Source organism: Thermus sp. NMX2.A1 (assembly GCF_000511705.1).
GTDB classification, from domain to species: Bacteria; Deinococcota; Deinococci; order Deinococcales; family Thermaceae; genus Thermus; species Thermus scotoductus.
Genome location: NZ_ATNI01000080.1, coordinates 1 through 13,542 on the forward strand (window position 1 = coordinate 1; position 13,542 = coordinate 13,542).

Consider the following 13,542-nt stretch of genomic DNA (forward strand, 5'->3'; position numbering starts at 1 on the left):
AGTTCCAGGATCCCTTGGCGAAGAAGGGCGGGGAGGAGGGTGGACCGCCCCCGGCCTAGGGCCGCCCTTGCCCGCAAAGCGGCTCGCCACAAGGGGGTCGTGGTAAGGCGGATGTGCCCCTGTGTACGGGGGGTATGCCCTTCTCGAAGCATCTCCTCCAGCACACAAACCCCTACACACTATCCGGTCTCTTCTCCCGGGAAAAGGGGGTCCGGGAAGCCCTCACCCTCCCGTGACATAGACCCTAACCACCAGCCCCACACAGAAGAGCATTCCCAGGGCCACGTAGACCTCGGGGCGGCGCGGGGGGTCCTTGAGGCCCCGGTAGAACCACGCCCCTGGCTCCAAACCTCCCAGATAGTGGAGCCCAGCGGCGAGGAGCAAGCCGTAGAGGAGGTGGAGGCCGTCTTTGGGCCTAAGGCCCTGGAGGAAGAGGAAAAAGCCCAGGAGGACCTGAAGGATGGCCACCCAAGCCACCCCCCGCAAGGCCCGAAAGAAGCCCCCGGGCAGGGGCCGAAAAAACCCCTGCAAGCCCACCAAGGCCAAGGCGGGCACCGCCAGGAGGAGCAAAGCCCCCAAGGAGGCATGCAGGAAAAGCAAAACCGGCATGGGGCCATGATAAGGCACCCCAAAGCGGTTCATTTGGGGTAGGGGCCCCAAAGCGGAGGGCATCCCGGACATTATTGGTAATATTACCAATCTCCTCCCCGGGAACACGCGCCCTCTTGGCCCATCCTTAAGGGGAAAGTGCCGCATTCCTTCTGTGGTATACTAAGGGGGTGAGCTACGACGCTTCCGCCATTAAGGTACTCAAAGGCCTAGAGGGGGTGCGCCACCGCCCCGCCATGTACATCGGGGGCACGGGGGTGGAGGGGTACCACCACCTCTTCAAGGAAATCCTGGACAACGCCGTGGACGAGGCCCTGGCGGGCTACGCCACGGAGATCGTCACCACCCTCAATCCCGATGGCTCCCTCACCGTGGAGGACAACGGCCGGGGCATCCCCGTGGACCTGATGCCCGAGGAGGGCAAGCCCGCGGTGGAGGTGATCTACACCACCCTGCACTCCGGCGGCAAATTTGACAGCAGCGCCTACAAGGTCTCAGGGGGCCTCCACGGGGTAGGGGCCAGCGTGGTGAACGCCCTTTCCGAGTGGACGGTGGTGGAGGTGTTCCGGGAGGGAAAGCACCACCGGATCGCCTTCAGCCGGGGCGAGGTCACCGAACCCCTTGCCCTGGTGGGGCCCGCTCCCAAGGGCAAGACCGGCACCCGGGTTACCTTCAAGCCCGATCCCCTCATCTTCGGGAACCAGGCCTTTGACCCCAGCAAGATCAGGGCCCGCCTGCGGGAGGTGAGCTACCTGGTGGCGGGGCTCAAGCTGGTCTTCAAGGACCTCATCCACGGGCGGGAGGACGTCTACCTGGACAAAGGGGGGGTGGCCTCCTTCGCCAAGGCCCTGGCGGAAGGGGAGGAGCTTCTTTACGAAAAGCCCTTCCTCCTCAAGGGGCAGGAGGGGGAGGTGGAGGTGGAGGTGGGCCTCATCCACACCAAGGGGTACAACGCCGAGATCCTCACCTACGCCAACATGATCCCCACCCGGGACGGCGGTACCCACCTCACCGCCTTTAAGAGCGCCTACAGCCGGGCCCTGAACCAGTACGCCAAGAAGGCGGGCCTAAACAAGGAAAAAGGCCCCCAGCCCACCGGGGACGACCTGCTGGAGGGGCTTTATGCCGTGGTGAGCGTAAAGCTACCCCAACCCCAGTTTGAGGGCCAGACCAAGGGAAAGCTTTTAAACCCCGAGGCGGGGAGCGCCGTAAGCCAGGTGGTCTACGAGAAGTTTTTGGAGATCCTCGAGGAGAACCCCCGCATCGCCAAGACCATCTACGAGAAGGCCCTGCGGGCCGCCCAAGCCCGGGAGGCTGCCCGGAAGGCCCGGGAGCTGGTGCGAAGGCAAAACCCCCTGGAGTCCGACGACCTTCCCGGGAAGCTGGCCGACTGCCAGACGGAAAACCCGGAGGAAGCGGAGCTTTTCATCGTGGAGGGGGATTCGGCCGGGGGAAGCGCCAAGCAGGGCCGCGACCGGCGCTTCCAGGCCATCCTGCCCCTTAGGGGCAAGATCCTCAACGTGGAAAAGGCGGGGCTTTCCAAGGCCCTGAAAAACGCCGAGGTGCGGGCCATGGTGGCGGCCATCGGGGTGGGGATCGGGGGTACGGGCGACGAAGCCCACTTTGACCTCGAGGGCCTCCGCTACCACAAGATCATCATCATGACCGACGCCGACGTGGACGGAAGCCACATCCGCACCCTCCTCCTCACCTTCTTCTACCGCTACATGAGGCCCCTGATTGAAAGGGGGCACGTGTACATCGCCCAGCCGCCCCTTTACCGCCTGCAGGTGGGGAAAAAGGTGGAGTACCTCTACTCCGACGAGGAGCTTGCCGCCCGCCTGAAGGAGCTAGAGGGGAAAAGCTACGAGGTGCAGCGCTTTAAGGGTCTCGGGGAGATGAACCCCGAGCAGCTTTGGGAAACCACCATGAACCCGGAGAAGCGGGTTTTGAAGAAGGTGGAGCTCCAGGACGCCCTCGAGGCCAGCGAGCTCTTCGAGAAGCTCATGGGACAGGAAGTAGCCCCCAGGAGGGAGTTCATCGAGGAGCACGCCCGCTACGCGGAAATTGACATCTAATACCACCCCATGCAGGCCCAAGCCTGCATGGGGGCCCCGGTAGGGAGTCCCTGTGAAGTTTTTTGGGAACCTGGAAGCGCAGGAACCAAAAGTAAAGGGTATAAGCCCGTACCCCGGTTTCCTCCCCCCGGCCCCGAGGGGGCCAAGGGGAGCGGGCTCGGCCCCTGGAGGGGTGGAAGGCAGGGCACCAAAAAACCCGCCGCCCGCGGGCGGCTTCCCTTGCTCTGACTCCTTCAGTATACCACGGGTTTCCGGTATGTAAAGTGGTATGCGATAAACCCCGTCCCCAAAAGGGGTTTGACGGGGGTTAGGCGAACTAAAGGAACTCAATCCAAATTAGATCCCGAAGAGCCCCGGGGCCTTCTCCCCAGAGCATCCTTGGGGTTTCCGGAAGGGAAAAGGAGGCACCCCATGGCCCGGTACCTGGGGTGGCCCAAAAGCCCTTGGCGGCAAAGCCAAGGGAGAACCTAGGGCAGGACCTCGAGGCCGAATTCGTCCTCTGGTGCCCGCCATACTCCCGCCCGGGTGGGTCTATGAGGAAAACGAGAGGCAAAGGCGGGCCCAGGCAGAAGCCGAGGCGGCCAGGCAAGCCCTAGAGGCCCAGGGCATCCCCATCGCCTTGGCCAAGGCCGGGGACGTCTCCCCCCTCCTGGCCCATCCCGGGACCTGCCGGGCCACCCTCTCCCGGGGCTTTCCCCCTGGCTCAGGCCGAGCGCTTCGGCCTGCCCGTGATCCACGTGATCGCCCACTGAGCTCCCGCCTCCTGCGCTTGTTTCTCATCCTGGCCCCGTATACTCGGCCTGGTGCTGGGTCGGTATGTCCTCAAGGAGGTCCTGATCCCCTACCTGGTGGGGGTCCTGCTTTTCGCGGCCCTCCTCACCTTTGACCTCCTCTCCAGCCTCTCCGGGGTGCTCCTAAGCCGGGGAGCCGGCGTGGAGGCCATCGCCAGGCTCATCCTCTACCGCCTGCCCTGGACCCTGAGCCTGGCCCTTCCCCTGGGCCTGGTCTTCGCCATCTTGGTGGGTCTTGCCCGCCTCATCCGCCAATCGGAGCTGAAGGCCGCTTACGCCGCAGGCGTACCCCCCTGGGCCCTTTTGAAACCCCTGGCCCTTCTGGCCCTTCTGGTTAGCCTCTTCAACCTCGTCAACCTGGCCGAGCTTCGCCCCCGGGCCCTCGAGGCCTACGACCAGCACCTGGCCCGGCTCCTCTACGGGGAAGGAGGCCTAAGCGGGGTGTTGCGCAAGCAGCTTTACGCCGCGGAGGGCCTTGGGGTCTACTACGCGGAGGAGGTACGGCCCGAGGTGGGGCAAAACCGCCTCTACGGCATCCGGGTGGTGGACGAAAGGGGCCGGATCTATAGCGGCCAGGAAGGAGTCTGGGACAAGGAGGGGTGGCACTTCCGAGGGTACGTCCTGGAGGGAGGAAAGCCTAAGCCCTTTGCCGGCACCCTTCCCTTCCCCACCCAGTTCCGCCCCAAGGAAAGCCTGGGCTCCCGCGATCCCTACGACTCCACCACCCTGCGGGAGCTTTGGGAAAGGAGCCAGGTGGAGCCCAGTGCCCGCTTCGCCCTGTACCGCCGGCTTTCGGATGCCCTCGGGGGCTTCTTCCTGGGCTTGGTGGCAGCTGCCTTGGGGCTTTCCTTCCGGGAGGCCGCCTGGGCCTTCCTCAGCATCGTCCTCCTCATCTTCGGCTACTACGTGCTCTGGACCCTGAGCGCCCAGCTCGCCCGCTACGACGTGAACCCCCTCCTGGCCTTCCTCCCCAACGCCTTCTTCGCCGCCTTGGCCCTTTACCTCACCTGGAGGCTCAGATGAAGACCCTGGACCGCTACCTCCTGCGCGAGGTCCTGGCCCACTTCAGCCTGGGGCTTGCGGTCATCGTCCTTCTCTTCCTGGCCGGGGCGGTCTACGAGGTCCTGGCCCCTTTGGTGGCCAAGGGTGCGGATCCCTACACCCTTCTCCTCTACCTCTTCTACCGCACCCCCGAGGCCCTGGTGCGGGGAGCCCCCGTGGCCTACCTCTTCGCTCTACTCTTCCTCCTCTCCCGCCTGGGCGAGGACTCGGAGCTCAAGGCCCTCCTGGCCCTGGGGATAAGGCGGGAACGCGTGCTTTTACCCCTTTTGGGCCTCGGGGCGCTCCTGGCCCTTTTGGGCTTCCTTTTGGGGGAAAGCCTGGTGCCCAAAGCCCTGGCCCAAGGGCAGGACCTCCTTCGCAGGCAGGTGCTGGAACGGCCCAGGGCCCTTCTCACCCCGGGCACCACCTTCCAGGACGCCAGGGGCAGGGTGGTCTACGTGGGGGAGGTGGCCGGGGATAGAATCGGGAAACTTAGAATCCTCTCGCGGGAGGAGGTGGTCTTGGCGGAGGAAGGAAGATTCCAAGGAGGGGTCTTGCGGGTGGAAAGGGGCCTAAGGATCACCTACGAGGGGGATAGGCCCAGGACCGTAACCCGCTTCCAAAGCGGGGAGCTGGTCCTCAAGGACCTAACCTTTGAGCCCTGGCAGAACCCCGCCAACCGCATGACCCTATGGGAGCTTAAAAGGGAGGTGGAGAGGCTTAGGCAGGCGGGGGTGAAGGCGGGCCTCGAGGCCACCACCTACTACCGCCGCTACGCCGAGCCGGCGGCCAGCCTGGTCTTCGCCCTCTTCGCCACCGGCCTGGCCTTCTACCTCCTGGGAGGGTCCCGGAGTCTAGGGCTTGTGGGGGTGGCGGTCCTCACCTTCTTCTACTACGCCACCTGGAGCGTGGGGCGGATCATGGGGGAGCAAAACGCCTTGGATCCCATTTTGGCCGCCTGGGGGCCCAACCTGTTCTACGGGATCCTGGGCCTCCTCCTCTTCCTGGGAGGGCGGAGGTGAGCCGGCCCTGGCCTGGGGCTATCCGAAAAGCCACTTTTGGGCTGGCCGCGGTCCTGCTCCTCTTCTCCCTGGCCCTGGCCCAGGAGAAGGTGTTGAGGATCCTGGAGGCGGAAAAGCTGGAGCTAAGGCAGGAAGGAGGGGAGGAGGTCTACGTGCTCACGGGAAACCCCGTGCGCCTGGAGCGGGATGGGGAGGCCATCGAGGCGGGAAGGGCCACCTACTTTCGCACCCGTAAGCTCCTTTTCCTCTCGGAAGGGGTGCGCTACCGGGACCGGGAGGGAAGGCTTGTGGAGGCGGAGGAACTTCAGATAGACCTCTCCGACGAAAGCTTTGACGCCCTCGAGGTGCGCATCGAGGCCAAGGACCTCCTGCTCACCGGCCCCCTTTGCCAGCGGGTGGCAGGGGCCATCCTCCTGGAAAACGGCTACGCCACCCCTTGCGCCTCGTGCGGCCAGGAGGTACCCGACTACGCCTTCCGCGCCCGGGAGATCGTCCTGTACCCAGGGGACCGGGTGGTGGCCCGGGGGGTGGTGGTGCTGGTGCAGGAGAAACCGGTTCTGGAGCTTCCCGTCCTCCTCCTCTTCCTCTCCGAGCGCCGGCCCCGGTTCGAGGTGGGCCAGGACGAAGGGGGCTTTTACCTGAAGGCCGCTTTGCCTTACGTGGCCGACTTCGGCCTGGGATTCACCCTCCTCTCCTACTACCAGGGCCGGGGCTACGGCTTCGGCTTTGACCACTACGGCACCGGGGAGGCCAAGGAGCGCTACTTTTTCCTCCACACTCCCCCGGACACCTTCCAGTACCGGGGGGAGTACGCCCTAAAGCGGCAGGGGTTTTCCCTCAGCGCCCTGGTGGAGCGGGACGATACCCGGGACAAGATCTCCCGCTTCCGCCTGGAAGCCCTTCTCCCCGGCATCCCTACCCCCCAGGACTGGCGGTATGCCCTAAGGCTTGAGGGCTTCCTGGACCACGACCCCGCCACCCCACCCCCCCGCACCCTCCAGCGCCTGCCCGAGGTGGAGGCCCAAAGCCCTGTGTTCCGGGAAGGTCCTTTTAGCCTGCAGGCAGGCTTCGTCCTGGGCCGCTACCTGGCGGAGACCAACCCCCTAAACCGCTCCACCCGGGTCCTCGGGCCCTATGCCGAGGCGGGAAGAGCCCTCCTTTCCCATAGCGAAAGCCTTTCCCTCTCCCCCTGGCCCGGGGCCACCTTCCGGGCCGAGAACCGCTTCCGGGGGTTTTACTACACCACACAAAACCCCGATGGGGAGCGCGAGCGGCAGGTGGACTGGACCACCTCGGCCAGCCTGCGGCAAAGCCTGGGGGGATTCAGCGTGGAGGTGGGCTATGCCCGAAGCGTCCAGGAGGGGGAAACCCCCTTTCGCTTTGACGCCCTACCCCAAAGGCGAAGCCACCAGGCCACCTTGGCCCTGGGTTTCCAGGAAAGACCCCTTTCCTTGAGCCTGAAGGCGGGCAGGAACCTGGAGGAGGAAAGGTACCTCCCCCTGGAGGCCCAGGTCCTCCTGCAGGACCAGGGCTACAGCCTCACGGTGGGGCACAAGCGGGGCCTCGAGGGGGAAGGCCCCTTGGAAACCCGCCTCGAGGCGGGCTTCACCCCCTATCCCTTCTCCCTCAAAGCCAGCCTCCGCTTCGACCACCCGAAGGCCCTCTTTGACCCCCTCCTCCTGCAAGCAGGCTATGCCCTTCCCGGAGGAAGCCTCAACCTCACCCACCGTCACGACCTGAACGGCAAGGGAGCCCTCACCACCGACCTCACCTATGCCCTGCGGGAGGGAGTTACAGCCTACACCCTGCAAGGCCGGCGGGACTGGGAGGTGGACACCCTGGCCCTGCAAGGCCAGGCCATCCTCGGTCCGGAAAGCCTCTCCTTGCGGACCACCCTGGATCCCAAGGCCCTGGGCTACGCCCTGGGCTACCGCTTTGGGGCCGTTCCGGGACCCCTATTGGACCTGGAGCTTTCCGGACGGTACCAGGAGGGCTTCCGGGCCACCAACCTGCGCCTGGGCTTGACCCAGGCCCTCCCCGAGGTGGGCTTCCGCCTAAACGCCAACCTGCACCTGCCCGAGGTGGAGGATAAGGACATCTACCTCAAGGACGCCACCTTCAGCGGCGGCATGGAGCTTTGGAAGCCCGTGCCCGCGGACGAGGCGGGGGAAGGAGCCATCCCCGGGCTTTCCCTCTCGGGAAGCCTCACCTACACCCGAAGGCCGCAAACCCCCGAGGGCTACGGCCTGGCCTTACGCAGCTTCGGACCCACCCTCACCTTCCTGGGCAGGGAAAACACCAAGCTCCACCTGGCGGCCCTTCTCACGCAAAACCTTCCCGGAGAACCCTTAAAACCCCGCTTCATCCTGGTCCTGGACCGGTGTTGCTGGGCCATGCGCTTCACCCTGGACGCCGCCAAGGGGAGCGTGGGCCTGGCCTTCCTCTACGGGGGACAGGCGGCAGGGCTTCTCCTTTCCGAGGAGGGGGTAAAGCTGGGAGGTGGCCGGTGAAAAAGCTTTGGCCCTTACCCTTAGCCCTCTTGGGGCTCATCCTGAGCGCCTGCACGGGAAGCCAGGAGCCTCCCCTGCCCGCCCTGGTGGCCATGGGGGGACAGGACGAGGTGCGCTTCTTCCGGGCCCGGGACCTCCAGGCGGGCGCGGCAAGCCCCGTGGCCACCTGGTCTACCCCAGGCCTTCAGGACCTGGCCAACTCCAACGCCTTTCGAAGGCTTTACCTTCTCTTCCCGGACCGCCTCGAGGCCTACTCCACCCAAGGCTTTAGCGAAAACGGAGCACCCCAGGCCTCCCCCACCACGGCCAACCTCCCACCCGGGGTGGACTGCACAGAGGGGTATCTCCGCCTTGGCCAAAACCGGCTTTTGGCCCACTGTCCAAACGCCACCCGGGCCTTCCTCTTTAGCCTGGATGGGTCGGGGAGCCTGGAGGAGGCCGACCTTACGGACCTCGCCCCGGAGGTGCGCCTGGCCCTTTTCCCCCAAGGGGGGCAGGAGCTTCTGGCCTATATGAGCCGGCAAGCCCTGGGCTACCGTCCTGCCCTGAATCCCACCGGCACCCCCAGCCTGGAGAAATCCCTGGACCCCCAGGCGGACCAAGGACCCTATGACCTTCAGCCGGACCGCCTTCAGGGACGGCTTCTCGGGCTTGCCGCCACCCTGGCCGAGGTACGGCTTTACACCCTGGAAGGCGAGTCCCTCTCAAGCCGCAAGGTTCTGGCGGATTTTCCCCGGCCTAGCCGCCTGGCCCTGGATCCCGTGGGGGGAGGGGTGGCCTATGGGCAAGGATTCCAGGTGCTCTTTCCCCGGGAGTCCCCCGTGCAGCGGCAGTTCGACACCTATACAGCCGGGCTCGTGGGCCAGGATGGCTACCTTTACCTGGTCCAGGGGCAGGCCCTGGAGGTCTACGATCTGGTACCCTCCCCGCCCCTTTTCCTGCGGAGCCTGAACCTGGGCTTCAGTCCCACCACCTTGGCCTTCATCCCGGTAGAATGAGGCATGCTCCAGGGTAAAGCCTTCTTGGTCACGGGGGCCGGGGGGGCCTTGGCCCGGGCGGTGATCCCCGCCCTGCACCGCGCCGGGGCCCGGCTTTTCCTCTCCGACCCCCGGGAGGAACGGATGGCGGAACGGGCCCGGGCCTACGGGGCCAAGACCTTTGTGGCCGACCTCACCCGGCTGGAGGAGGCCGAGGCCTTGGCCCGCTTCGTGGAGCGGGAGGCTCCCCTTTTCGGGGTGGTGCACACCGTGGGCGGGTTCGCCGCCGGGCGCTTTTTGGACTCGGACCCCGGGCTTTACGACTGGCTTCTGGACCTGAACCTGCGCACCACCTTCAACCTCCTCAAGGCCACCCTGCCCTACCTGGAGGCTCGAGGCGAGGGGTTTTTCGCCGCCATCGCCGCCGGCCCCGCCTGGACGGGGGCCGGCCCAGGAAGAGCCCTCTACACCATGGCCAAGACCGCCTTGGCCAGCCTCATCCGCTCCCTCCAGGGGGAGGTGCAGGGAGTGCGCTTCCTCCTCGTCTACCCCATGGGTACCCTGGACACCGAGGCCAACCGGAAGGCCATGCCGGAGGCCGACCCCAGCCGCTGGATCGCCCCCGAGCTGGTGGCGGAGATGGTGGTCCAGGCGGCCGGAGCTAGGGGCGGCCGGCTCCTGGAGCTCCCCATCTACCCCCCCACCTAGCCCCCAGACAAGCTCCTAGAAAGTCCGCCACAAGGTCCCAGCCGAAGGCCTCCCGTCCGGGAACCCAGCTTTGGTGCCACTCGTCCACCACCCCGTAGAGGGCGGCCAGGAGGAGGGCGGGACGGAAATCCCCGAAGGCCACCCCCAGGAGGAAGCCCAAAAGCCCGTAGGCCAGGAAATGGGCACCCTTGTCCCAGGGATGGGGCAGGCCCATCCCGGTGGCGGGCTGGTCCGAAAGCCACCAGAGTAGCCCCATCTCCCCCAGGGCGAGGAGGGCCGGCACCCAGCGGAACCCTGGCCTACGCACCCTCCGTCTCCACCAGTTCCCAAAGCACCCCGAGGCCAAAGCCGGGGTGGAGGAAGACCACCCGGTGCCCGCCAAAACCCGGCCGGGGGACCTCGTCGATGAGCCTGGCTCCCACCCCCTTCAGCCGGGCAAGCTCCTCCTCAATCCGGGAGGTGGCAAAGGCCAGGTGATGAAGCCCAGGGCCCCGCTTGGCCAGAAAGCGCCCCACCGGGGTATCCGGCCCCAAGGGGGCGAGGAGCTCCAGAAGGGTCTCCCCTTCCCCCCGGAGCAGGGCCACCCGCACCCCCTGGGCGGCCACCTCCCCTTCCGCCACCACGCCAAAGCCCAAAAGCCCGTAACGGGCCTTGGCCTCCTCTAAGTCCTCCACCGCAATGCCCACGTGGTGCAGCCGCATGGGAGGATTCTACAGGTCGTACCAGGGGGGCTTCCCCCGGTAAAGCTCCAGCTCCTGGAAAAGCTCCTCCTTACCCGCCTCCTCGAGGCGGATCACCTGAGGCGGGCAGCTTTCCACACAGGCCCCGCATCCCGTGCAGGCCTCCACCTTGAGCCTGAGGACATACTCCTCCCCCTCCCGCACCCTATAGACCGCCTCCGTGGGGCAGACGTTGGTGCACACCGGGCAAAGGGTGCATCCCTCCTCCACCAGGATCCTGGGCCAGCGCACCTCGGAAGCCCGCCTGGCCGCCAAAAGGCGCAGGCGAAGCTCCGCCGGCATACCCTTTTCCTCCTCCGGGGCAGGAAGGGGAAGCTCGGGCACCAGGTCGGCGGCGGTGCGCTTGGCGCTTCCCATAAGGGCCTGGAAAAGTTCCCTCCGCCCCACCTTCTCCCCGGGAAGCTCCCCTTGCAGGACCTCCACCTCCACGGGGTGGTAGCGCTGGGCCTCCTCCACCATCCTTTCCAGGTGCTCGGGCACCGCAGGCCCCCCGATCCTACAGGAGGCGCAATCCCCCCGGGCCAAGACCACCTTCCCGAAACGGCTACCCGCCTCCGCCAAAAGCCCCGGGGTCAAGCGGCCCAGGCACAACACCTCCTCCCCCTTGCCCTCGGCCTTGGAGCAACGGATCTGCCCCTTGCCCCGGATCAAGGCCTCCTGGATGCCTCCCAAGGGATACTCCAGGGCCACCCCAGGGCAGACCCCCGTGCAGAGGCCGCACCCGGTGCAGAGCACCTCGTCCAGCTCCACCCGGAAGCTTTCCAAGCGTACCGCCCCCTTGGGACAGGCCTGGTGGCAACGGTCGCACCCCCCCACGCTGTTCTTGTAGAGGAGACAACGAGCCTCCGTGTAGCGGGGCCTGGGGTCCGTGGCCTTGAGGAAGGCGTTCAGAAGGTTATCCAAGAAGCCCATTCACGCCCCTAGAAGGTCCTCTATGGCCTTAAGGAAGGCCTCAAACTGCCGGAAGTCCATCTGCTGTTGGTTATCGGAGAGGGCTACCTTGGGGTTGGGGTGGACCTCCACGTGCACCCCATCCGCCCCCACCGCCAAGGCCGCCCGGGCCAGGGGAGCCAGAAGATCCGTGCGTCCGGCGGCGTGGGTCACATCCACCACCACAGGCAGGTGGGTTTCCTGCTTGGCCAAGGCCACGGCGGAAAGGTCCAGGGTGTTTCGGGTCCAGCGCTCAAAGGTGCGGATTCCCCTTTCCGCCAGGATGACCTGCTCATTGCCCTGGCTCAGGATGTACTCGGCGGCATAGAACCACTCCTCCATGGTGGCGGAAAGCCCCCTCTTGAGAAGGACGGGCTTACCCGAGCGCCCCACCTCCTTGAGGAGGGCGAAGTTCTGCATGTTCCGGGCCCCGATTTGGAGGATATCCGCGTATTCCGCCACCACCTCCACGTCCCGGGTATCCATGACCTCGGTGACGAAAACCATGCCAAAAGCTTCCGCCGCCTTGCGGCCAAGCTTCAGCCCCTCCACCCCCAGGCCCTGGAAGCCATAGGGGCTGGTCCTGGGCTTGAAGGCCCCGCCCCTTAGGACCTTGACTCCCTTGGCGGAAAGGAAGCGGGCGGTTTCCATCATCTGCTCCTCGGACTCGATGGAGCAGGGTCCGGCGATGAGGAGGGGCTTTTCCCCAAAGACCACCTCCCCCACCCGCACCCGGGTGGGCTCGGGCTTGTGCCTGCGGGAATAGAGGAACTTCTTCTGGTCCTCCCGCTCCTCGAGGTCCAGGCTGGCCTTGAAGATCTCTTTGAAAAGCTTTCGGATGGTTTCCGGAGGAAAGGGACCGGGGTTTTCCGCGGTGAGGTAGGCCAGCATCTCCTCTTCCCGCTTGGGGTCGTAGTGGGGCAGGCCGAGCTCGGTCTGGATGCGGCCGATCTCCTGCACCAGCCTTCCCCGTTCGGAGAGGAGGCGCAGGATTTCCCGGTTAACCCGGTCCACCTCCTTACGCAGGGCCAGGATGCGCTCGTCCATGGGCTATTCTATGGGGCAAAGCCCCTTAGGGTGTCAAGCGGCTTCTTCCTTGGGCCTGGCCCGCTCCGCCACCCTGGCCACCAGCACGGAGATCCAGTAAAGGACCAATAGGGGACCGGTAACGATGGCCAAGGACACCACGTCCACCGTGGGGGTGATGAGGGCCGCCAGGGTGAGGAGCAGGACCACGGCGATCCGCCAGTTGCGGGCCAGGAAGGTGGAGGAAAGGATCCCCAGGCGGGCCAAGAGGTAGCTCACCACCGGCATCTCAAAGACCAGGCCCATGACCCCCATCATCATGAGGACCTGGCCCATGTAGCGGCCGATGGAGATCTGCGGGGTGATGACCTCACCCAAAAAGCCCAGGAGGAAGGGTATGGCGAAGGGCAAAAAGCCGTAGTAGGCGAAGAGGGCCCCCAAGGCGAAGCTAAACCCAGCCCCCAGCAAGAAGGGCACCGCCAGCCGCTTCTCGTGCTCGTAAAGCCCAGGAGCGATGAAGGCCCAGACCTGGTAGACGATGAAGGGCAGGGCCAACACCAGCCCCCCGAAGGCCGCCACCTTCAAGGAAACCAAGAAGGGCTCGGTGATGTCCAAGACGATGAGGTTCACCTGGATGTGGTTCTGCTGGGCCGCCAGGTCCAAGGGCCGCTTCAGCCACTCCAGGAGCTGGACCCTAAAACTCCAGGCCACCCCCGTACCCACCACCCAGGCCACCAGGGACCAGAGGATACGGGCCCTGAGCTCCTCCAGGTGTTCAACCAGTGGGGCTTCCTTCAAGCCTTGCGCTCCTCTTGGGGTTCGGAAACCTCGGGGGCCTTGGAGGAAGCCTCAGAAACCGGCTTCTCCCTAGCTAACCTAGCCCCTTCGGGGCCCTTATCTTCCCTAGCCAGCCTAGCCCCTTCGGGGCCCTTATCTTCCCGCACGTCCACGCTTTTCTCCAGCTCCTCCCGGATCTCCTGGGCCCCCCGCTTGAACTCCCGGATGCTCTGGCCCAGGGAACGGCCGAGCTCGGGGAGTTTCTTGGGCCCGAAGATGAGGAGGGCCACCACCAGGATCACCAGGATTTCCGGCATGCCCAGGTTCATACCC

12 protein-coding genes and 1 pseudogene are annotated in these 13,542 nt (G+C 65.7%); 6 read left to right on the top strand and 7 right to left on the bottom strand.

Annotated features, from left to right (window positions below; translation table 11 throughout):
* Nucleotides 1-222: 222 nt before the first annotated feature.
* Complete coding sequence (locus TNMX_RS09335) at nucleotides 223-609, bottom strand: hypothetical protein (protein WP_038031606.1); 387 nt, start codon at nucleotides 607-609, stop codon at nucleotides 223-225.
* A gap of 170 nt (nucleotides 610-779) precedes the next feature.
* On the opposite strand from TNMX_RS09335, the gene TNMX_RS09340 reads away from it, so the two are divergent.
* The 6 genes from TNMX_RS09340 to TNMX_RS09365 all read left to right on the top strand — a co-directional run bounded on the left by TNMX_RS09340 (nucleotide 780) and on the right by TNMX_RS09365 (nucleotide 9,736).
* Entirely contained in the window at nucleotides 780-2,687 is a 1,908-nt protein-coding gene (locus TNMX_RS09340) for a DNA topoisomerase subunit B (protein WP_038031542.1), read from the top strand.
* Between the two features lie 803 nt (nucleotides 2,688-3,490).
* Nucleotides 3,491-4,501 carry an LptF/LptG family permease gene (locus TNMX_RS09345; protein ID WP_038031544.1) on the top strand — a complete coding sequence of 337 codons (1,011 nt, stop codon included), beginning with the start codon at nucleotides 3,491-3,493 and terminating at the stop codon, nucleotides 4,499-4,501.
* Nucleotides 4,498-5,541, top strand: coding sequence for an LptF/LptG family permease (locus TNMX_RS09350; RefSeq protein ID WP_038031546.1), 1,044 nt, complete (start codon nucleotides 4,498-4,500; stop codon nucleotides 5,539-5,541). The genes TNMX_RS09345 and TNMX_RS09350 overlap by 4 nt, the downstream gene beginning before the upstream one ends.
* Nucleotides 5,538-8,051 carry a hypothetical protein gene (locus tag TNMX_RS09355; protein WP_038031548.1) on the top strand — a complete coding sequence of 838 codons (2,514 nt, stop codon included), beginning with the start codon at nucleotides 5,538-5,540 and terminating at the stop codon, nucleotides 8,049-8,051. Before TNMX_RS09350 ends, TNMX_RS09355 begins: the two co-directional genes overlap by 4 nt.
* On the top strand, nucleotides 8,048-9,049 hold the full coding sequence (locus TNMX_RS09360; protein ID WP_038031550.1) for a hypothetical protein: 1,002 nt from the start codon (nucleotides 8,048-8,050) through the stop codon (nucleotides 9,047-9,049). The genes TNMX_RS09355 and TNMX_RS09360 overlap by 4 nt, the downstream gene beginning before the upstream one ends.
* A gap of 3 nt (nucleotides 9,050-9,052) precedes the next feature.
* Nucleotides 9,053-9,736: an SDR family oxidoreductase gene (locus TNMX_RS09365; RefSeq protein WP_038031552.1), complete on the top strand. Its 684-nt coding sequence runs from the start codon at nucleotides 9,053-9,055 to the stop codon at nucleotides 9,734-9,736.
* On the opposite strand, the gene TNMX_RS09370 is transcribed toward TNMX_RS09365, so the two are convergent.
* The 6 genes and pseudogenes from TNMX_RS09370 to TNMX_RS13570 form a co-directional block, all read right to left on the bottom strand.
* A complete protein-coding gene (locus tag TNMX_RS09370; protein WP_052037971.1) occupies nucleotides 9,690-9,992 on the bottom strand; it encodes a VanZ family protein in 303 nt (100 codons plus the stop codon). The two genes, TNMX_RS09365 and TNMX_RS09370, sit on opposite strands and share 47 nt — an antisense overlap.
* A gap of 43 nt (nucleotides 9,993-10,035) precedes the next feature.
* The gene (gene mce / locus TNMX_RS09375; RefSeq protein ID WP_038031554.1) at nucleotides 10,036-10,437 is read right to left on the bottom strand and encodes a methylmalonyl-CoA epimerase; all 402 of its coding nucleotides are present in this window, start codon (nucleotides 10,435-10,437) and stop codon (nucleotides 10,036-10,038) included.
* Nucleotides 10,438-10,446: 9 nt separating this feature from the next.
* Nucleotides 10,447-11,388: a 4Fe-4S dicluster domain-containing protein gene (locus TNMX_RS09380; RefSeq protein ID WP_038031556.1), complete on the bottom strand. Its 942-nt coding sequence runs from the start codon at nucleotides 11,386-11,388 to the stop codon at nucleotides 10,447-10,449.
* The gene (locus tag TNMX_RS09385; RefSeq protein WP_038031559.1) at nucleotides 11,389-12,453 is read right to left on the bottom strand and encodes a bifunctional 3-deoxy-7-phosphoheptulonate synthase/chorismate mutase; all 1,065 of its coding nucleotides are present in this window, start codon (nucleotides 12,451-12,453) and stop codon (nucleotides 11,389-11,391) included.
* Between the two features lie 33 nt (nucleotides 12,454-12,486).
* On the bottom strand, nucleotides 12,487-13,230 hold the full coding sequence (tatC, locus tag TNMX_RS09390) for a twin-arginine translocase subunit TatC (protein ID WP_038031561.1): 744 nt from the start codon (nucleotides 13,228-13,230) through the stop codon (nucleotides 12,487-12,489).
* A gap of 98 nt (nucleotides 13,231-13,328) precedes the next feature.
* Nucleotides 13,329-13,538: pseudogene (locus TNMX_RS13570) on the bottom strand (TatA/E family twin arginine-targeting protein translocase); the annotation flags it as partial.
* Nucleotides 13,539-13,542 lie beyond the last annotated feature (4 nt).